Source organism: Exiguobacterium sp. UBA6282 (assembly GCF_002440475.1).
GTDB lineage: Bacteria > Bacillota > Bacilli > Exiguobacteriales > Exiguobacteriaceae > Exiguobacterium_A.
On sequence record NZ_DJUM01000054.1, the window covers coordinates 1 to 20511 of the forward strand.

Below are 20511 nucleotides of genomic sequence, written 5' to 3' on the forward strand. Positions count from 1 at the left end.
GAAAGCCCGCTTCTCCTTTATAGGAAAAGCGGGTTTTTTTATTATTTCTTTATCTCATCCTCGGTGACCCATTTATGATTTTTCACCATCTCTCCACCGTCCGTTGGTTCATAGTTCACCATGTAGACAGTCGTTTCTTTTACTTCATCAATCGTCGCTTTAGCTCCATCCATACCTTTCATATGATCTGCCTTGACAGTCGTTTCATCACCAACTTGCAGTGGCTTAGTTGGAACTGGATCAAGTTCTTCCTGAATGACCCATTTGTGATTTTTCACCATCTTTCCACCAGTAGTCGGTTTATAACTGATCGCATAGACGACAGTATCATAAGCACCGGCAATCGTTGCTTTTGCTCCGTTCATTCCGTCCATATGATTCGTCGTCAAAGTGACATTACTGCCTCTCGGATAAGTCGGATCACTAGCTTTCTTTAAACCAGACGGTACCTTTCCGTCACTCGAATGCATCATATCTCCATGTGACATGTCGTGTGAGTCACTATTACTTCCATCGTTATTAGCGGATCCACATGCACCGAGCCAAAGCGTAGAACTAAGAGCAAGTACAGTTAACGTCAATGATTTTTTCATATTAAAACCCTCCTGAAGTCATTAGTCTTCTTTACTATACCCAGCGTATGTGCAAATCGTGTGCAGATGAGGTGACAGTTTCGTTTGTCTGCATCGATCGCGTTTTTTTTAGCTATACTAAAAGTGGAGAGAAAAAGGAGGAATCGTCATGCGTCGTATTTCATACTCAGTTGGAGGAATCGTGCTTGCGGCATTTTTAATTTGTGGCAGTGTGTTGTTCGGGACATTGTATTATCAGTTGTCTCAAACACGAACGCAGGAAGTAGTAGACGGTTTACTGAACCGAGGAAATACACACCGTGATGTCCTGGTCGATTCCTATGACCAAACGACGATGCGCCATGTCAGCATGATGGAAGCAGATTCATCGTTTACTGTGGTGATCACTGATGCAGATGGAAAACAACTTGAAGCGTCACGACCTTTGTCGAATGAGATGAAGAGCATGTTAGAGCATACGGATTTTGATTATCGTCAACAAGGAAAAATCGTGACGATGCGTGACTTTTTAATGACGGACAGTCCCATCACCATTAACGGGGAACATCGTGGTCATGTATTCATGTTCGCTTCTAAAGAAATCGTAGATCACGTACTTGATCCGTTGAAACAGCAGTTTTTCCAAGTGGGTCTGCTAGCGCTTTTATTAGCAGGTGCTGCAAGCATTTGGACGACCCGAATCATTTCTCGTCCGTTGATTCAGATGGAAAAAGCGACAGCGCGTCTATTGGATGGGGAAGGTGGAGAGTTGCCGATTGATCGAAAAGATGAACTGGGACAATTGGCGCGTTCGATTCAGCAATTAAAACAAGATCTCGATTTTTTAAATCGGGAACGATCCGAATTTTTAGCAACCGTATCTCATGAACTACGAACACCATTGACATATATAAAGGGATACGCGGATATTCTCGAACGCCAAACGTTGACGCCGGATGAGCAACAACGCTACATTACGATCATTCGAGAAGAAAGTCAGCAAATGAATGAATGGATTGAGCAATTGTTTTGGTTAGCACGAATTGACGCCAATGCTTTTATGATGGAGCGAAAACCTGTCGATGTCGAAGACTTGATTCATCAAGTGATACGATTGATGCGTCCAGACATCGAACAAGAAAATGTTTCGTTCGAGATAGAAGGTGAGCGATTAGAAGTGATGGGTGACGCTCAGCAGCTCCGTCAGATGATCGTGAATATCATTGAAAATGCACGGCGACATACGACGTCGGGAAAAATTATCGTTCGTTATGGTGTCAACGCAGTAGGGGCTTTCATTCAAATCGAAGATACAGGAGAAGGGATCGCTGCAGAATCTTTACCTCATGTAAAGAAACGGCTCTACCGAACGGAAGCATCTCGTTCTCGAAAACATGGAGGAACTGGAATCGGACTCTCCATCGTTGAAGCAATTGCGCAGACACATGGAGCAGAATTGAACATCAAGAGTCAACTTGGACATGGAACACAAGTGACACTGCAGTGGAAGGAGAAATAAAATGCCGCATGTATTGATCGTAGATGATGAACCGAGAATGCTTGAACTGCTCAAACTGTATATTCAGCCGTATGGGTACACATGTCAGCTTGTGGATTCTGCGCAACAAGCTCTTGATCTCTGCCGTCAGCACGTATTCGACCTGATTTTACTAGATGTCATGATGCCAGATATGGACGGATGGACATGTTGTCGTCTCATTCGAGAACACTCTAACATCCCGATCTTGATGGTTACGGCTCGGAATCAGCGGGAAGACATCATTCGGACACGGGAAGTAGGAGCGAATGATTACATATCAAAGCCGATTCAAGAAGGAGAACTGATCGGACGAATGGAAGTTTTATTACAGCAGCGGCATGCTGGTCTATCCTATGACCGGGAAGGCTATCGTTGTAGTTACCTCCAACAAACGATTTCGTTAACGAAGACGGAGTTTGAATTGTTAGGTGTATTTTTAGATTCTCCACGACGTGTTTTGACGCGGAATCAGCTGACGACGATGTTATGGGGAGCGGAAGCGTCTGTAGACGAGCGGACAATCGACTCGCATATCAGACATTTAAGAGAAAAACTACGTGTTTGCGGTTTTCCAATCGAACAGCATCTGGAAACGGTTCGCGGAATCGGATACCGCTGGATACACTAGTAAGAAGGAGATTCAAACATGACGACACTTTATTTCGTACGGCACGCACATTCGACATACTCACCGGATGAACGGAGACGTCCACTTTCCGATAAAGGACAGGCAGATGCAAGACGTTTACTTGAAACGTTTCAAGAAATTCCAATCGACAGATTCTACAGCAGTCCGTATCAGCGGGCGATCGAGACGGTTGCACCGCTCGCGGAGGCACGTCGACAACCAATTATTGAGGTAGAAGAACTAAGAGAGCGATTACTAGCACCTGGAGAGCTTGACGGTTTTCAGGAGGCGGTTATGTATGTATGGCAACATCCGAATGAAAATCCGTATGGAGGCGAAACGAACAACGAAGCGTCGCAACGCATTCGGCAATTCATCGACGAACTAGTGGAGAAATATCCTGACGAAACAGTCGTTCTTGGAACACACGGGAATATCATGGTGTTACTTTTAGAAACATTTGATCCGACGTTTGATTACGCATTTTGGAAATCCTTACCGATGCCAGCCGTGTGTCGAATGGATGTGAAAGTAGGAAAACAGGTGAACATTCAAGTCGTACCACTTTTGACGAATGTAAAGTAAAAAAGAGGCGGAACTGATGAGTAAATCAGTTTCCGTCTCTTTTGTAATCAAAGAAATCTTAAGGCGTAGGAATAGCACCTTCATGTTTTCGGATCAAATCAGCTGTTAATTGACCGGACAAGGTGACCATCGGCACACCGCCGCCTGGGTGTGTAGAACCACCAACGAAATAAAGTCCTTCGTATAAGTCGCTCTTCGATGGAATCTTGAATCCACCATTTTTCTTCCGATCAGCTGCGACACCATAAATCGATCCACCGTTTGGACCATATAAGTCCTTCAGATCTTCTGGGGTGAAGCGATATTCAAACTCGATTGATTCCCGAAGACCGTAAAGTCCCATTCGTTCGAGTTTATCAAGAACGACTTCACGATACGCATCCCAGTCGACCTCACCTTTTTGGAGTGTTAGAGGAGGGACATGTGTCAAGACGAACAGATTATCTTTTCCATCGGGCGCTTGCGAAGCATCAGATTTCGATGAGACCCCGACATAAATCGTCGGATCCTCAGGAGGCGTTCCTTCTTTGAACATTTGAGCGAATTCGCGCTCTGGATTTTCTGAGAAAAAGAAGTTGTGATGTGCTAGTCCACTGTACTCACGGTTCACACCAAGTAATAATACGAGTCCAGAAACAGAGGGAGCAAACGATGCCTGTAATTTTTTTGCCTGCTTCCGGGCTTTTTTCTCAGGTACGATTCGTTCGTAAGTCGGGATGACCTCAAGATTTGAGACGACGATGTCGGCTGCATGGAACGTACCATTCGAAAGGACACCAACTGCTTTTTTATTTTCAAGGACGATTTGTTCAACCGGTGAGTTGAGATGCACCGTGACGCGTAGCTCGTCAAGCAATCGTTTCATAGCACGCGCGATTTGATACATCCCGCCCTTAACATAATAGATGCCAAGTCCCATCTGTACATAAATCATTTGATTGAAGACGGCTGGCGCTTGATAAGGGTTGGAACCGACATACATGACCATGTAGTTGAACAGCTGTTCGAGATACGGATCATTGAGGTGTTTTTTTGTTCCGGTCGCGACGGTGTTCATCGGGTCCATCTTTAATAAATCAGACATCGTATGGTATTTTTTTAAGTCCTTTAAATCTTCGAGACTGTATTTATAAAAGCTGTCGAGACATAAGTCATACATTTGTTTTGAGTACCGGAACAATTCGACGAAATCCGCTCTTGACGAAATTTGCTCGACTTCTTCAAGCATTCCAGGTAAGTCACCTTTGACGTCGATTTTTGTCCCATCTTCAAAAAAAGTACGCCATTGCGGTTCAATGCGTTCGATTTCTAAGTAATCATCTAAGTTACGATGAACACTTGAGAAGAGTTGTTCGAGTACCCAAGGCATCGTTAAAATCGATGGACCAGTATCAAAAGTAAATCCTTTCCCGCTGCGCTGATTTAGTTTCCCACCGACGTTTGCATTTTTTTCAAGCATCGTGACTGCGTAACCATCTCCAGCTAGACGAATGGCAGCAGACATACCGGCAAGACCAGCTCCAATGACGATTGCACGTTTCTTCAAATGGATCACTTCTCCTTTTAATAGATGAATGGAATCAAACGTTTTCGTTTTGCAGCCCACATCGTATAGGCAGGTCCGAAACCTTTTGTCAACATCGCTTCCTCGATCCGGATTCGATAGAGTAGGAAAAAGAACATGAGCACTCCAGCGAAAGCGAATAGGACCATTTGTCCCGTGAACAGAGGAAAGCTGATCGTGATCAACAATAATCCACTGTACAATGGATGGCGCAAGAAACGATAAGGACCACTACTGACAAGCTTGTCATCAGCTGCGACGACGACGTGACGAGTGAATTGTTGTTTTAAGTGGAGAATTCCCCAAAGGCGTAAAGCGACTCCACTCCACAACAGCAGGCAGGAAGTGATGCGCAACCAGGGAGAAACACTTTCGTCCGCAAAGAGGAAAGAGCAGACGATCGTTCCACTCAAGACAAGGAAAATCAAATAAAAACTTACTTGTTCTGCGGCGCCCGACCGGGAATCGGATCGATTCCGAAAACGAATCATTTCACTGATCCAACAGACGCTACCAATGCTGAAGATCCATTCCCACAATGTCACGTACGCTCCTCCTTTCTGTTTCAGAACTTGTTTCGAAAGCGCATTCAACGTTATTTACCCATTGCAATTCACCCTTAAGCTACATTTAGAAAACTTCAGAAATACTTCATTTTCATGACAAGCATTCCGAATGAACCCTGTTTGAAAAAAATAATGGTATTCTAATCTAAAACATGGATGCAGATCCTCATGCATAAAGGAGATACACGATTCATGAAATACATCAAGACACTCATCACGACATTGGCATTGACGGTAGCCTGTACGTCGACTTATATATCAGAAGCTGAGGCGGCGACTTCTTCTTATCGTCAAGCCAAGACATCCCTTCATTTACGTCAAGGGACATCAGTCGAGCAACCGAGTATTGCAGTCATTCCGACAGGGATTTATGTAACAGAACTATCAAAAATCGGTACGTGGTCCAAAATACAGTACGGAACGAAGATTGGCTATGCGAGTACGAAATATCTGTTAACGGATGAACAAATCGGTGGGAAACGTATTGGCAAGACACTCATCGCGAATAAGAACTTAGCACTCCGTTCGACGTACGCTCCTGGAGAGAATCAGCAAGCGCGTGCAGCTTTTGAGAAAATGCGCTTGGCGGCAAAAAAAGAGGGGATTACGCTGGTCGCATTTAGTACATACCGTTCGTACGCTTACCAAAAGGCATTGTTTGATAAATATGTCGCGCGAGATGGATATGAAAAAGCGAGTACTTATAGTGCGGAGCCAGGAAAAAGCGAACATCAGACAGGACTCGCTTTTGATATCGGGGGAGCAGATTCTTCTAAATACGCGATGTTCAGTTTTGCGAAGACGAAAGAGGCGAAATGGCTGTTCGCGAATGCACACCGGTACGGTTTCCATCTTCGTTATCCATCTGGTAAAGAATCGTGGACAGGTTATACGTATGAAAGCTGGCACTACCGTTATGTAGGGGCGACGCTTGCTGCTCGCCTGAAACTCAGTGGGTTGACAATGGAAGAGTATTTTCATCTTGCTCCTTGGAAACCAGTAAAGACTTCGACATCTTAAAACATGATAAATAGAGGGTGTTGGATTCATCTATTATTCGTCTTGAATGAAAGAGATGGACTGTTTGACAATGACCGGCATGCTGATTGGTAGCTGAACATGACGGTACATTGGAGCAGACGGATGAACCGTTGGAATTATAAGCCTCACACTATAAAAAGCCCATCGCAATCCAAGCGATGGGCTTTTTTGATGTTCACTTAATTGGTTGTTCGTTCTTTTTTCGCTTTTTTGAAGAAGAACAGTTCATAGACGACTGGAACAATGATGAGTGTTAACAACGTAGATGTCGTTAACCCCCCAATAACTGTTAGGGCGAGACCTTTTGAGATCAATGTCCCTGAAGAAGTTGTTAATGCGAGTGGTACTAATGCCATGATCGTTGCGAATGCGGTCATCAGGATTGGACGCAATCGTGTTTTACCCGCTTCAATCAATGATTCGCGAATTGGCATACCACGACCAACGTTTTGACCAATACGGTCGACGAGAACGATGGCATTCGTGGTGACGATACCAATTAACATCAAGAAGCCGATCATGACACTGACCGATAATGGTTCATTTGCAAAGAAGAGCGTGACGAGTGAACCGATTGGAACAAAAATCAGTGAAGACAAGATGATGAACGGAATTCGTGCTTTTCCGAACGTGATCAGCATCGTCAGGTAAACAAGCCCGATTGCAACGACAATCGCGATTCCGAGGGACTGGAAGATTTCGACTGTATCATCATTCCCACCACCACTTGTCAACGAGACACCGTCTGGTAAATTAATTTTTTCGACCTCTGTTTTTACAGCATTAGAAACGTTTTGTACGTCGTCTCCTTTAACTTGTCCGGAAACGCGAGCATATACTTTTCCGTCGAGCTTTTGAATTGATGTGAAGGTCTCAACTTCTTTGACGGTCGCGACATCTTTTAGAGCAACAGGACCGTTTGCTGAGAACAGTTGGACGTCTTCGAGATCTTTCTTCGAAACGAGTCCTTTTTCATAAGACAATTGTACATTTTGATCTTTATTATCAAGATTCAACGTTCCAACAGTAACAGGCTTCGTTTGATCATTGACGGTCCCGAGGATCTGGAAGCCGGATAGTCCACGATCACTTGCTTTTTCAGGATCGATTTCAACGAGGAATTGCTTTTGTTTTTCGCTGAAGTTGTTTGTGATATATTTTAAATCACTATTTTTGGACATATTATCCTCGACTAATTTCGCAGCTTTTTGAAGCGCTTCGAGATCGTTCGAGAACAGGTCGACATCGACGTTGTTGTTCGACGGAGGACCACCTGTTGATAATTCAGCTACGCTGATTTTGACATTGACGTTTTCCTCTTGAGCGATGTCCTCCATCTGTGTCTCAAGTGATTTGATCGTTTGCTCAACGTTCGCGCCGTCCTTCAGGTTCAAGAAATAACTTGCTTTATTATCGAGACGTAAGCCTGTCGTAAAGTCTCGTGCTCCGACAGACGTCGTGACGTCAGCGATTGCTTGTTCTTTATCAAACATCTTTTCCATCTCAAATGAGACGTCGCTCGTTTTCTCGAGCGATGTGGCAGCCGGAAGTTCAAGCGATGCCGTTAGTGTCTTTGAGGCTTCGTTCGGAATGAACGTAAAGCCGAGACGTGGAACGATCGCTAGAGAACCGCCGAGAAGAATGAACGATACAATTAAGATCGTCGCCTTATGCGAGAGTGACTTTTCAATCAGCTTGCCATACCACCGTTGAAGAGCACCTTCTTTTTCTTCTGCTGGAACCTTCTTAAAGGCAAATTTCGCAAGAATCGGTACGATCGTGATCGCAACGAGTAGTGAAGCAAGTAATGAGAAAATAATTGTCAAAGCAAACGGTAAGAAGAACTTACCAGTGATTCCACCGACGAATCCGATTGGCAGGAAGACGACGACGGTCCTGAGCGTCGATGATGTGATTGCTTTTAAAATCTCTTTTGTCGATTGTTCGATGATCTCATCCGTCATACCGGATTCGGATTTTCGAACACGCCGGAAGATGTTCTCGATAACGACGATACTATCATCAACGACACGACCGACCGCAACGGCCATCCCGCCAAGTGTCATGATGTTCAGAGAAATATCTTGCCAGTTCAAGAAGATAGCAGCAATGAGTAACGATAAAGGAATCGAGACGATGGCAATAATCGTTGCGCGAATATTTCGTAAGAACAAGAGTACAGCGAGAGAGGCAAAGAGGGCACCAAGTAATCCTTCTTTGACGAGTGTCGCGACGGATTCCTCGATATCCTTCGCTGAATCGATCCCAATCGTATAGTCGACTTGATCGTCATATTTATTAAGGATCTTCGTGACTTCATCTGCGATTTCGACCGTATTGGCATCTTGTTTTTTCGTGATTGCCATCGATAAGGAATCTTTTAAATCGTAACGTGTTTTTTCGCTTTGTTGCGAGACTGCTTCTATTTTTGCAATATCTTCTAGACGAATCGGTTCTGCAGGTTCAGACGCCTGATCTGTAGCTGCTCCACCTGTTGTACTTGGTGGTCCTTGTGTTGCACCTTGTGGTGGACCGCCAGCAGATGAACCACCTGTTTGATCGCTACTAGCTGAACTAGTCGCACCTGCAACGGGTGTCAATTGTAGATTTTTTAGTTTATCTAGATTTTCTAGTTTTTCCTCAACGCGAATCGGTATTTGTGAATCGTTTTCTGATAGCTGACCAGATGGGAACGAGACATACTTTCCGTTGATTTGTTCCTTGATACTTGAGAGCGAGAGTCCTGCTTCTGTTGCTTTCTGATTATCGACGGTGATTTGAACGAGATCATCTTTGTAGCCACCAACGGAAACGCTATTGATTCCTGGAATCTTATTAAGTTCAGGTTCGATATCGTCCTTGAGGATTTTTTCGATGTCTTTACCATCCTTACTAAAGAAAGAGATATTATAGATTGGGAACGATCCAAAGGACAGACGATTTAATTTCGTTGTTGCTTCCTCTGGTAGATTCGCATCTTGGATTGCAGCATCAATCTGTTGTTCGACTTTATCCATATCAGTATCGAACGGGAATTCGATGTTTAAGATACCGATGCTTTCATAAGAAGAGCTTGTCAGCTTAGTAGCTCCTTCGATTCCTTTCAAAGCAGTTTCAAGCTTCGAGACGACTTGTTTATCGACATCGTCGGGTGAAGCACCAGGATATACTGCTTCAACAGAGATTTGAGGAAATTCGATTTCTGGGAACTGATCGACTTTTAATTTCGAGAAAGAATAGACGCCTCCTAAAACTAAAAGAATGGCGATGATGAAAACAGCCACCGAATTCTTTAAACTGAATCGGGTTAAAAAGTTCATATGAACACTCCTTTCGTTTATATGTGCTTATTTACATAGTAGAGGACACTCATAGAACCCGCAACTTTAAAACTGTTTTATTCAAAAAGATCTTTTTGAAAAAAGATAATTTTTTTTGTTAAAAAGGCTTTACACCTTTCGATATGCTGCTATAATAAAAATATACCCAGTAACAACACAGCATGATTCTGTAGCTCAGCTGGGAGAGCGCTACCTTGACAGGGTAGAGGTCGCTGGTTCGAGCCCAGTCAGAATCATACCGAAATCGTTCCTTTTCGAAGGAACGATTTTTTTTGCATTAAAAAAACTATTCCCGAAATCAATCAGGAATAGTTGGAAGGTAGAGATATTATTTTATTGGATTTCGAGATGAAGATCGCCACGCTTCGTCCAGCCTGCGACAGTCGTCAATCGATAGAAGACGAGTGTCAAGACGCCAGGTAAAACGACACCAGTCAAGAAGAAGATAAGGAACGCCTGAGGACCTTGGTTGACGAAGATATTGAGTGGCGCAATCATCGAATTTAAACCGAGTCCAGCGAGTTCATATGGTACTTTCAAAGAGAGAAGAAGCGTCGCTACAGGAGCTGAAATCATCGCTGCGAGAAACGGTGCAACGACAAGACGTGGATTTTTAACGATATTCGGGAATTGTACTTTAGGTGTGACAAAGAATGAAGCAATCAAACCACCGGGATCCGTCTGACGATATGCCATCAATGTGAAGCCAACGAATTGAGCGGAACAGCCAATGAGTGCAGCGGCACTTGCTACAGGATCAAGCTGCAAAGCGATAGCGAGTGCAGCGGACGAAGCGGGAGACATCAATAAGACACTAAAGATGAGTGCAATGACAAGAGATGTAGCAATAGGAGACGATTCGACTGAAGCGGTGATCATAGCGCTGAATTTTGTAAGGAGTGGTGTCGTTACGGCAGCAGCACCGATACCAGTGATACCACCGGCAAGCACAGCACTCATCGGGATGACCATCATGTCAAATTTCGTTTTTCCAGTCATGCGTTTTCCGACATATACAGCGACCGCAGCTGCGAGTAATGCACTGATTGGCTGACCGGGGGCAAGAACGAGTCCAGAAGCAGTCGATTGAAGCGCAGCACCACCAATCGTCGCTGCGATCATCGCGCTGAACAGGACAAGTGTGTTTCCTCCGAGCTGAAAGGCGATACCGGCACCGAGTGCAGGAGCAAGCAGTACTTTTGCGACGCCGCCAATCGTCAGTAGCATTTGGATATGTAAAAAATTGCCGAGCGTCTCAATCAGGAGTCCGACACCGAGTGTTACAAGAACGGCATTCGCCATTCCAGCTGATACTTTTACCATTCGATCCATCGCATATTCTTTCAACGTTGTCATCCTCTCTCTATCTATCTCTATTTTTTGCCATGAAAAAAGCCTATCCATTTTTGGGATAGGCGCCACTCATTCTGTGCGGGCGCCTCATTCGATGCATCGAAAGGAGGGCCCAAAAATCATTTCCGTTTCATCATCGGAAAAGTTTTCAGTCCCTCATGCATAGAATAATCAGTCGTCCGGCTTGGTTAAATGGCTGTTGCGTCGGAATCATTCAATCGTGCCCCTCTCTGTGAATTTTTCTAAGCCTAACATGCTTCTGATCAATAATCAATATTTTCTGACAATTTATTTTTTCTCTAAATCTAATAGGAATTCACGCTATCATCGGGAAATCCTAATGTACTAACAATGGAGGCGTTTACATGAAAGTAATGATTTTTACAGATATTCACGGGAATGCTTCAGCATTGCGTGCCGTGTTGTCCTATCTCGATCAGTCTTCAGACATCGATGCTATATATTGCCTCGGTGATCTCGTCGGTATCGGACCTGAACATAATGAGGTCATCAATTTGTTAAGGCAGCGATCTGATATTCAGACGATTTCAGGAAACCATGATGAATGCGTCCTTGCTTTGATTCATGGGGATGTCTATCCCGCTAGTTACCAACATGCGAAAGAGCATCATCAATGGATTGCAGATTCATTGACGCAGGAGAATCAGAGTTATTTGGAGCGTTTACCGCGTGAATTGAATGTCACCCATCAGGAACAAACGATGTATCTGACACATTATGCCTATGCCGATCAGACGAAGAAAATCGGTGAGGAACCCTTAAAGCCAGCAGTGGATGGAACAAAAGAAAACTTACCCGTCCTTTTTTCTGGAAATGAGGCGCGAATCATTGGCTTTGGTCACCACCATCCAGCACAACAAGTTGAGACGGAGCAAACGCTGTACATCAACCCTGGAGCGGTCGGATGTCAGGAAACAGCTCTTGCCCCAGTAGCAATCCTCACTTTAGAAAAAGGACAAGTACGTTCGGAGATTCTGACGATTCCATATGATGATCGACCATTTCTAAATGTACTCAATACAACAGAAATGCCGGAACGTGAATTGATGCGACGTCTCTTCTTCGGAAATAGATCATGAAAAAAACCTTCATGAATAGTTCATGAAGGAAGTCGATCATGCAGACAGTTTCGTCATGATTGAGACGAGACAGACGATAATCAGTAACAGGATGCCGATATTTCGTTTCAACGAGTGACGTGACCAGTAGAAGAATAGTGCAAGGACAGGGGCCACGAAAAAGGCAAGAACAAGACTGATCAGTGTTGCAAGAAATAAAACAAATATCCAGAGCTTGCTCGTTGTCCGGTAAACCTGCCACATGTCGTAAAGCGACATAAGTGTATAAGCGAGTAATACAAAGATGATTCCGGTCGATAAACTCAAAACGATCATCACTCCATTTCTTTTTTAGTATAAGGGAAGGAGCAAAGATGACTATATGTCTTGCAGGAAAAAACGTGACGAATCGATGAACGTATAGACTGACCTAGCACTATGAGACACATATAAAACACCTTGATTAAGCTGCCAGTACACCGTATCTTTTCGGTGTCAGGTAGCCTAATTTTTCTTGGATTCGTTCTTCGTTATAGTAGTTTAAGTAATTAATAACGCGTTCAGAGACCTCATGGTCTCTTAGCGAGTTAAATTTGACGTACTGGAACTCCTTGGACTTTAAATTAGAGTGGAACGATTCAATAACTGCGTTGTCCCAACAGTTTCCTCTACGAGACATGCTACTTATTAGGTGATTGCTCTTAACGAATTCTTGAAAGGCATATGACGTATAGACACTGCCTTGGTCCGAATGAAGGATGACCCCTTCGGGATAGTTTCGGTTCTCAAGCGCTATCTTCAACGTATCGATCACAAGAGGCGTTTGTTGATGCTCGTATAACTTGTAGGCGATGATTTCGTTATTGAATAAGTCCATGATAGTTGAAAGATATTTCGTCGTGCTGCCGTATTGGATCTAAGTGATATCCGTCACCCACTTCTGATTCGGTTTACTTGCTGTGAAGTCGCGCTTGATGAGATCCGGTGCCGTTACGATGCGCTCACCTTGAGACTTCCATCTTCGTTTCGGCTTGATCCGGCATTGGAGATGGTGTTTTTGCATGATTTTCTGCACGGTATTCCGATTGGCTTTCAACTGATAAATTTGCTGTAATAATGCCTTTATTTTTCGATGTCCATTCCGATACTTCGTCTGCTTACTTAGTCCAATGATGGCTTTTTCGAGCACCGAGGGTGCTTTCACAGATTCTTTAATCCAACGGTAATAGCTTGCTCTCGGTACATTCAAAACGCTAAGAATAGCGGTGATTGTATACTTTCCCCGAAGAAACTCTACAATTTTTATGAGTACTTCTTTCTCAACTCTCTTTCGATCTCCATGTACTTTTTTAAGATTTCGTTTTCCATCTTCAGATGAGACATTTGTCGTTCTCTCTTATCATCCTCACTTGCAGAATCTGGACCATGTCCATAGGTATATTGTTTTCCAATCGGCTGATCAAATCGATAATGTTCGTTAGCGCGATACCATCTCATCCATGTTTTAATTTGAGATTCATTTTTGATTCCGTACTTCTCCATAATCTCTTTCGTCGTTAACTTACCATTCAGCTTATCTTTTACTACTGCCCATTTCACTTCACTTGAATATACGTTTTTGCCCATGCAAAAACACCTCCGATGTTAGTACTTTTTAAAAGTGTACCACTCCGAAGGTGTTTTATATTGTCTCAAAATTTTAGGTTAGCCCAATCCATTGATCAGCGGTTTTTTTATTCACAGAACGCGCAACATGGCACGTCGAATCGTATCGAGTTCAAGTGGACGCGCAATCGATGGCCATTCGGCGATCAACGCGATATACGTTCGAAAGATCAGGAAGGCCGTGACATCGACCGGTATGTCGCGATCGTCTTGACCAAGACGAGTCTCAAGTAATGTCTTGATATATTCGACGACATGTCGTTCAATCCGCATCCGTAATTCCTGCATCTCTTGTAATTTTAAGTTGCGTGTTTCTTCGATGATTTGAAGAATGAATAAGTGTTGTTGCTGATGATAGACGATGGCGTCGATCATTGCTTGTTTATTTTCTTCTACGGTCGCCTGTTCGACGTAAGCGCGTTCTGCTTCTTCTTTCATCTCTTGCAACACACGTGTTACGAGTGATTCAAACAGATTGAGTTTACTTTCGAACAATTGATAGACGGTTGGTTTTCCGACATGAGCGCGTCGGGCGACACGCTCGATCGTCGTTCCCTTATAACCGAGTTCTGAAAAGCAAGCCATTGCTGAGTCGAGTATCAAAGTTTCTTTATCAGACTGTGTCATGTTGTTTTCGTCTCGCTTTCGTTGAGAGTAGAATCCGTTTGGCTCCGAGCCCTCCAACGAAGCTGATGATTAATGCGACGACTAATATGATCGCAAGGACTTGACTATTGGATACGAGGGCATCCGTCACACCGAGTCCAAGCGCTTCGCGGAATCCACCGACCGAATATGTCATCGGTAAGAAAGCGTGAATCGCTTGGAAGAACCCTGGCGTCATTTCGACAGGGAACGTTCCACCACTACCACCGATTTGAAGAAGGAGTAGTAAGAAGGCAAGGAACTGTCCGACGCGACCGAGTAGCATCGCGAGCGTGAACAGAATGGTAATGAACGTCATACCTGTCAAGGCAGCGAATCCATAGAGCGCAGGGACACTCGCGACATCAGCATCCAGCACATAGACGATGGCTGTGGCCGCTGCGACACCTTGTAATGCGCCAATCGGTAAGATAAGTGATAATTTACCGACGAGGAAGCGCCATGTCAGACTCTCACCATGTTCGGGACGAATCTGATAGACCGAAGAGAACATCAAGGCACCTGCGAACAAGGCAATACTAAGGATATAAGCTGATAAACCAGAACCGTAATTGTTGACAGTCGAATAGTCATGTTCTTTTAAGACGACGGGTTCTGCTAGCATATTATCCCGCTCTTTTGTCGGCTTGACCGTCGCGTCTTTAGCTCCTTTGCTGAGCTCATCCTTCAGTGTTTTAGCTCCATCTTCAAGTTTCGTGTTGGCATCCGCGATTTTTGAAGCACCCTCGGTCGTTTTGCCGATACCATCTGTAATCGTAGAAGAACCAGATGCCAATTGTCCTAATCCGTTATTCAACGCGCTAGCCCCAGCTTGAAGTTGATGTGTACCATCTGACAGTTGGTTCGCGCCGTCAGCTAGTTGGGCACCGCCTGTTGCGGCTTTATGCACACCCGCAGTATACTGACCGAGTTTTTCATTGAACGTCTGTTGTCCACTAGCTAATTGTTGTGCGCCAGACTCGACTTGTTTCGCACCATCGACGAGCTTCAATTGTCCAGCGTTTAGTTGCGATACAGCAGACTGGACTTGCTGACCACCTGCGGCGAGTTGACCGATTTTCTTCGTTGCTTCTGTTGCTTGAGCAAGACTCTGATCAATTGCACCTTCTTGGGCAGCAAGACTTTGAATATTTTCTTCTAATGAACCAATAGAACCGAGTAATGTTTGTTTTTCTTCATCTGATAACTGTTCAGAAGCAGAAATAACTTCTTTTAGTTGAGCGACGTTTGCTTCAAGTGCTTCGCGACGGGCCCGTAAGTCCTGTTTCGCCTGTTCAGCATCTTGATTGAGTTGTGTTAAAAAGGCATTCGCAGCTTGTGCTTTTTCATCCAGTTGATTTAATCCGTCCGTCAACTGAGGAATTTTTTCATTAAGCTGAGCAGTACCCGCAGCCAGTTGTTCTGCCCCTTGGCGTACCTGTGTTGAGCCACCGCTGAGTTTTGTTGCGCCTTCTTGAAGTTGCGCGGCACCTGCCTGTAACTTGCCACCGTTTTCATCGAGTGTGTTCAATCCAGAAGATAGCTCACCCGTTTTTTGAGCGAAGAGGGTGGTTTTTTCGTCGAGTGTCGTGACACCATCACTCAGTTTTTTAGAACCTTGATTCGCTTCCCCGAGTTTTTCGGACAGTGTCAGACTGCCATCTGCGAGTTTTCCAAGATTTGTTGCTAGTGTTCTAGCGCCATCCGCTGTTTTATGGTTACCGTCCTCGAGTTTAGAGGAACCGTCCGACGCTTTTTCCATTCCGTTTGCGATTTTCTTTAACGCACCGAATATAGCACTACTATATTGTTTCGTAACGGATTTTCGGATTTTTTCGTTTAACTGTTTTGCGGCAGTACTCGAAATTTGTGTTCCCGAGTAGTTTTTCGCTGGATTCAAGTAATATTCTAACTCAATCTTCTTCGGGTGATCATCGAGTAGTGTCGTTGCATTTTTAGAAAAATTCTTTGGAATGACGACTGTCATGTAGACTTTTCCGTCACGCAATTCTTTCTCTGCCTTATCCTGAGACAAGAACTGCCAATCAAAATCATCATTTTTTTTGAGTTTATCGACGAATTGATCCCCGATGTCGACTTTCTCTCCTTTAAACTTTGTCGCCTGATCTTCGTTGACGATAGCTACCTTAATATCTTCTGTACGACCGTACGGGTCCCAGAATGCAGATAAGAAGATGGAGTTGTAAAGAAACGGTACGAGGATGAGGGCGAGAATAACGACGATCATCATCGGACTCTTCAATTTCTTCCATTCTGAGCGAAACATAAATACAAATCCCCTTTCTAAAACTCAAAACTAATTTGAGTTTTAGGTTTTGATGAGATTTACTTTACTCTCTTCATTATAAAAAATCAATCGATAATTCCAATTTCACACAAAAAAACGACTCACGGAGAGTCGTCTCTAGAAAATGATTAAGGAATTAACAGTAACTTTCCTGTACTACGTCGGCTTTCTAAAAAGTCATGCGCTGCTTTTCCATCAGATAAAGCAAAAATTGTCGGAGAGGACAGGTTAAGGTGACTAGATAAAATCCAATCAAACAGCTCACCCGATCTGCGGATGCGTTCCTCAGAAGACGTTAACACATTCCAAAGGTCGCCACCTGTTAATGTTTTGGACGTATCCATTAAAAAACGTGGATCGACAGGTGCGGGATCACCGCCTGCCATACCATAGAAGACGACGGTCCCATGTACTTTCGTTACATGGAAACTGTCCATTAGCGTAGAACCGATAGACTCATAAACGACATCGACCCCTCTACCAGAAGTTTGTGTAAGCACTTGCTCGACCCAGTTCTCTGAGTACAAATAGACAGACTCACAACCGGCAGTTTTTGCGATCTGTGCCTTATCGGGAGAAGAAGTTAAGCCAATCGGAGTTGCACCAAGTAAACGAATGAGTTGTGTCAGTAATTGCCCCACGCCACCGGCAGCAGCGTGAACTAAGACGGTATCTCCTGGTTGAACGTGATAACTGTCGCGAGTCAAATAATGTGCCGTCAATCCTTGTAATAAGACAGAAGCTGCTGTTTCGTATGAGATACCGTCAGGAAGCGGAATCAATTTATCAACGGGTGCCGCCACGTACTCAGCGTTCGCAAGCGGAACGTCCGCAAAAGCAATCCGTTGACCTACATGGAACGTTGAAACGGCTGCACCGATTGCGGTGATGACTCCTGCTCCTTCGTAACCTAAAATATAGGGAGGCTGTCCTTCTAAATGATAGTTTCCTTTTCGACGATAAATATCTGCAAAATTCAGACCGATCGCTTTCATTTCAATCAGAACTTCCTGTTCGCTGATTGTTGGCGTTGGCACGTCTTCGAAGCGTAATACATCAGAACCTCCGAATTCGTGGAATGTTAATGCCTTCATCTCAACACATCCTTCTTTTAAATCTGCTTATAATATAAAGCAGAACATCTGAAAATGATGGACAGATGCGTTACACTAGAAAAAAAGAAGAAAGAAGGGACGTTATGAAACGTGTCTTAATGGGAGGCATTCGCTTTTATCAAAAAGTCATTTCTCCCATGAAACCAGCCACATGTCGATTCTATCCGACGTGTTCCCATTACGGGATGGAGGCAATTGAACGTCATGGTGCAGTAAAAGGGAGTTATTTGACGACACGCCGTTTGCTCCGTTGCCAACCGTTTCATCCAGGAGGTCTCGATTTCGTTCCAGAACCTGATCAGTTTAGTTGGAAAGCGCCGTTACAGCGAGAAAATCCCCGTGAGAAGGTCGAAGTCACTGTGGAATAAGTCATGTTAGGGTTTATGTTAATTGTTTCATTTGTTGAACGCTCATAGTTTACCTGTTAAAAACTGTGCTTCACCGAGACCGAAACTCCAGTCCGCCGCATCATTTTCGACGATTGAAACCATTAAATCAGTCGGAGCAAGTCCACAATTTGCTTCTAATCGTTCAGCGAGCAATTGATAGAGACGTTGCTTCTTCTCTTTCGTCCGCGTTTTACTTGTCACACTGATAAGGACGATATCTTTACTCCGCTTAAAACCAAGACCTGTATCTTGAATGACCATTTCGTGAGCTTTGTGTGTATGCACGATTTGATACCGATCACGTTCCGGCACGTCGAATGCTTCGACCATCGCGTCATGTGCAGTGTTGAGTAACACGTTCAACTCTTCTTCAGAACGTCCTTCAATGACGTCGAATCGTAATAATGGCATAACCGTTCAGCTCCTTTTTTAAGTATGTAGAGCAGGGAAGAGTTCCCTGCTCTCGATTATTTATTCAAAGAATGGTTTGTATTGGCGGCGATCATGCATGACGGACAACCATTGTACAGTTGAGAATTCTTCAAGTACCCATTCACCGTTAAAGCGACCAAGTCCTGAATCTTTTTCACCACCAAATGGCATATGTGGCTCATCGTTGACCGATTGGTCGTTGATGTGAATCATACCTGTCTCGACTTCCAGTGCAAAAGCGGTCGCACGTTCAATAGATGAACCGTGCACTGCACCACTCAATCCGTATGGAAGAGAGTTTGCGATTTCAAGTGCCTCTTCATCTGTATCGAATGGGATGATGACTGCAACTGGTCCAAAGATTTCATTTTTAGCAAGCGGCATATCGTTCGTGACGCCTGTGACGACAGTTGGCGCAATGACGTTGTCTTTTGCTTCTCCACCTACACGAACGGTTGCACCGGCAGCTTTTGTTTTTTCAAGATCTTCAAGGATGCGTTCGACTTGTGATTGATTGATGAGTGGTCCGACTTGTGTCCGGTCATGTGATGGATCACCATACTGTAATTCTTTCACACGAGCAACGTATTTTTCGACGAACTCATCATGAATCGAAGAAGCGACAAGAATTCGGTTCGTCGACATACAGATTTGACCTTGATGATAGAACTTGCTGTAGACAGCAGATTCAACCGCACGATCGAGATCAGCATCATCAAGTACGACGAAGACGTTGTTTCCGCCAAGTTCAAGCGCTGTTTTCTTCAGGTGTTTACCGGCAAGTTCTCCGATGTGGCGACCGACTTCAGTTGATCCTGTAAAGGAAATCAAGCGTGGGACAGGGTGTTCGACGATGGCGTCACCGATTTCTGAACCACGACCGACGATAACATTTAAAACACCTTTTGGTAATCCAGCTTTTTCAAACAGGCTAGCGAAAATTAAACCGCCTGAGACAGGTGTGTCTGTTGCCGGTTTAACGACGACTGCATTCCCAATAGCGATAGCAGTAGCGATCGACCGCACAGCTAAGTGGAACGGGAAGTTCCATGGACTGATGACACCGATGACGCCAAGTGCTTTACGATAGATTCGGTTTTCTTTGCCTGGTACGACCGATGGACGAATTTCACCGTGCATCCGTAATGGGAAGGTAGCAGCTTCTTTTACGATCAAGACTGAGGCGAGGAATTCACCTTCCGCTTTAATACGTGTACTTCCTGACTCTTTGATTAGCCAATCGATGATAGTCTCTTTTTCTTCGTACAACACCTTCAGGAAGTTTTCGATGAGACCTTGGCGTTTTAAGGCAGGAACTTTCGCCCAGTCTTTTTGAGCAACTTGAGCCGCTTCATACGCGTCATCTAAATCTTGTTGGTTCGCGGCAGAGATCGTAAAGAGCTCTTCTCCAGTGAATGGATTTGTGTTCGTCATGTTGCTGTCACTTGCGCCTGTGCGCCACTGACCGTCAATATAAATCTTCGTAAAATCCGTATGCAATGTAGCTTCGTTTTGTTGAGCCATCTCATTTCATCCTCCATTCGTTATTATAACAATTAAGTTATTCACGTTATGAAAAGAAGTAAAACACATCCATACACTTCTACCAAACATATTGCTCAAAATCAGTCAGTCAAGCGGGTTTTAAAGAACTTTAAACCAGGAATTTAACCAATATAATGCTATAA

General features: G+C 44.1%; 17 protein-coding genes, 1 tRNA gene and 1 pseudogene. 7 read left to right on the forward strand and 12 right to left on the reverse strand.

The window, feature by feature from the left end; genetic code table 11:
* Positions 1-41: 41 nt before the first annotated feature.
* The gene (locus B2751_RS13835) at positions 42-593 is read right to left on the reverse strand and encodes a YdhK family protein (protein WP_035412424.1); all 552 of its coding nucleotides are present in this window, start codon (positions 591-593) and stop codon (positions 42-44) included.
* Between the two features lie 148 nt (positions 594-741).
* On the opposite strand from B2751_RS13835, the gene B2751_RS13840 reads away from it, so the two are divergent.
* The 3 genes from B2751_RS13840 to B2751_RS13850 are packed head-to-tail and all read left to right on the forward strand — an operon-like array spanning position 742 to position 3325.
* Positions 742-2091 carry a sensor histidine kinase gene (locus B2751_RS13840; RefSeq protein WP_290775321.1) on the forward strand — a complete coding sequence of 450 codons (1350 nt, stop codon included), beginning with the start codon at positions 742-744 and terminating at the stop codon, positions 2089-2091.
* A 1-nt stretch (position 2092) separates the two neighbouring features.
* A complete protein-coding gene (locus tag B2751_RS13845; protein WP_290775323.1) occupies positions 2093-2740 on the forward strand; it encodes a response regulator transcription factor in 648 nt (215 codons plus the stop codon).
* 18 nt (positions 2741-2758) lie between these two features.
* Entirely contained in the window at positions 2759-3325 is a 567-nt protein-coding gene (locus B2751_RS13850) for a histidine phosphatase family protein (RefSeq protein ID WP_290775325.1), read from the forward strand.
* Positions 3326-3383: 58 nt separating this feature from the next.
* On the opposite strand, the gene B2751_RS13855 is transcribed toward B2751_RS13850, so the two are convergent.
* Both B2751_RS13855 and B2751_RS13860 read right to left on the reverse strand, forming a co-directional pair.
* Entirely contained in the window at positions 3384-4871 is a 1488-nt protein-coding gene (locus B2751_RS13855) for a phytoene desaturase family protein (protein ID WP_290775327.1), read from the reverse strand.
* Positions 4872-4888: 17 nt separating this feature from the next.
* Positions 4889-5434: a methyltransferase family protein gene (locus tag B2751_RS13860; protein ID WP_035412434.1), complete on the reverse strand. Its 546-nt coding sequence runs from the start codon at positions 5432-5434 to the stop codon at positions 4889-4891.
* Positions 5435-5647: 213 nt separating this feature from the next.
* Between B2751_RS13860 and B2751_RS13865 the strand changes: the two genes are divergently transcribed.
* Positions 5648-6475, forward strand: coding sequence for a D-alanyl-D-alanine carboxypeptidase family protein (locus B2751_RS13865; RefSeq protein WP_047395064.1), 828 nt, complete (start codon positions 5648-5650; stop codon positions 6473-6475).
* A 200-nt stretch (positions 6476-6675) separates the two neighbouring features.
* Here B2751_RS13865 and B2751_RS13870 read toward each other — a convergent pair whose 3' ends face one another.
* Entirely contained in the window at positions 6676-9816 is a 3141-nt protein-coding gene (locus B2751_RS13870) for an efflux RND transporter permease subunit (RefSeq protein WP_290775331.1), read from the reverse strand.
* A 184-nt stretch (positions 9817-10000) separates the two neighbouring features.
* Here B2751_RS13870 and B2751_RS13875 point away from each other — a divergent pair.
* Positions 10001-10073: transfer RNA gene (locus B2751_RS13875), tRNA-Val, on the forward strand.
* Positions 10074-10170: 97 nt separating this feature from the next.
* Here the strand turns inward: B2751_RS13875 and B2751_RS13880 are convergent.
* Entirely contained in the window at positions 10171-11193 is a 1023-nt protein-coding gene (locus B2751_RS13880; protein WP_035412440.1) for a PTS transporter subunit IIC, read from the reverse strand.
* 362 nt (positions 11194-11555) lie between these two features.
* Here B2751_RS13880 and B2751_RS13885 point away from each other — a divergent pair, with 362 nt between their 5' ends.
* Complete coding sequence (locus B2751_RS13885; RefSeq protein ID WP_290775333.1) at positions 11556-12290, forward strand: metallophosphoesterase family protein; 735 nt, start codon at positions 11556-11558, stop codon at positions 12288-12290.
* A 36-nt stretch (positions 12291-12326) separates the two neighbouring features.
* Here the strand turns inward: B2751_RS13885 and B2751_RS13890 are convergent, their stop codons facing one another.
* The 5 genes and pseudogenes from B2751_RS13890 to B2751_RS13910 all read right to left on the reverse strand — a co-directional run bounded on the left by B2751_RS13890 (position 12327) and on the right by B2751_RS13910 (position 17981).
* Complete coding sequence (locus B2751_RS13890; RefSeq protein WP_056063494.1) at positions 12327-12605, reverse strand: hypothetical protein; 279 nt, start codon at positions 12603-12605, stop codon at positions 12327-12329.
* Between the two features lie 127 nt (positions 12606-12732).
* Positions 12733-13895 (reverse strand): annotated as a pseudogene (locus B2751_RS13895) (IS3 family transposase).
* A 111-nt stretch (positions 13896-14006) separates the two neighbouring features.
* Complete coding sequence (locus tag B2751_RS13900; RefSeq protein WP_035412451.1) at positions 14007-14561, reverse strand: TetR/AcrR family transcriptional regulator; 555 nt, start codon at positions 14559-14561, stop codon at positions 14007-14009.
* The gene (locus B2751_RS13905; protein WP_290775335.1) at positions 14548-16866 is read right to left on the reverse strand and encodes a YhgE/Pip domain-containing protein; all 2319 of its coding nucleotides are present in this window, start codon (positions 16864-16866) and stop codon (positions 14548-14550) included. The genes B2751_RS13900 and B2751_RS13905 overlap by 14 nt, the downstream gene beginning before the upstream one ends.
* Positions 16867-17015: 149 nt before the next feature.
* Complete coding sequence (locus tag B2751_RS13910) at positions 17016-17981, reverse strand: quinone oxidoreductase family protein (RefSeq protein ID WP_035412456.1); 966 nt, start codon at positions 17979-17981, stop codon at positions 17016-17018.
* Positions 17982-18085: 104 nt separating this feature from the next.
* On the opposite strand from B2751_RS13910, the gene yidD reads away from it, so the two are divergent.
* Positions 18086-18370, forward strand: coding sequence for a membrane protein insertion efficiency factor YidD (yidD, locus tag B2751_RS13915; RefSeq protein WP_035412458.1), 285 nt, complete (start codon positions 18086-18088; stop codon positions 18368-18370).
* A gap of 42 nt (positions 18371-18412) precedes the next feature.
* Here yidD and B2751_RS13920 read toward each other — a convergent pair whose 3' ends face one another.
* The gene (locus tag B2751_RS13920; RefSeq protein WP_056063504.1) at positions 18413-18802 is read right to left on the reverse strand and encodes a tautomerase family protein; all 390 of its coding nucleotides are present in this window, start codon (positions 18800-18802) and stop codon (positions 18413-18415) included.
* Positions 18803-18862: 60 nt separating this feature from the next.
* Positions 18863-20347 carry an aldehyde dehydrogenase family protein gene (locus B2751_RS13925; RefSeq protein WP_081780441.1) on the reverse strand — a complete coding sequence of 495 codons (1485 nt, stop codon included), beginning with the start codon at positions 20345-20347 and terminating at the stop codon, positions 18863-18865.
* Positions 20348-20511: the final 164 nt, after the last annotated feature.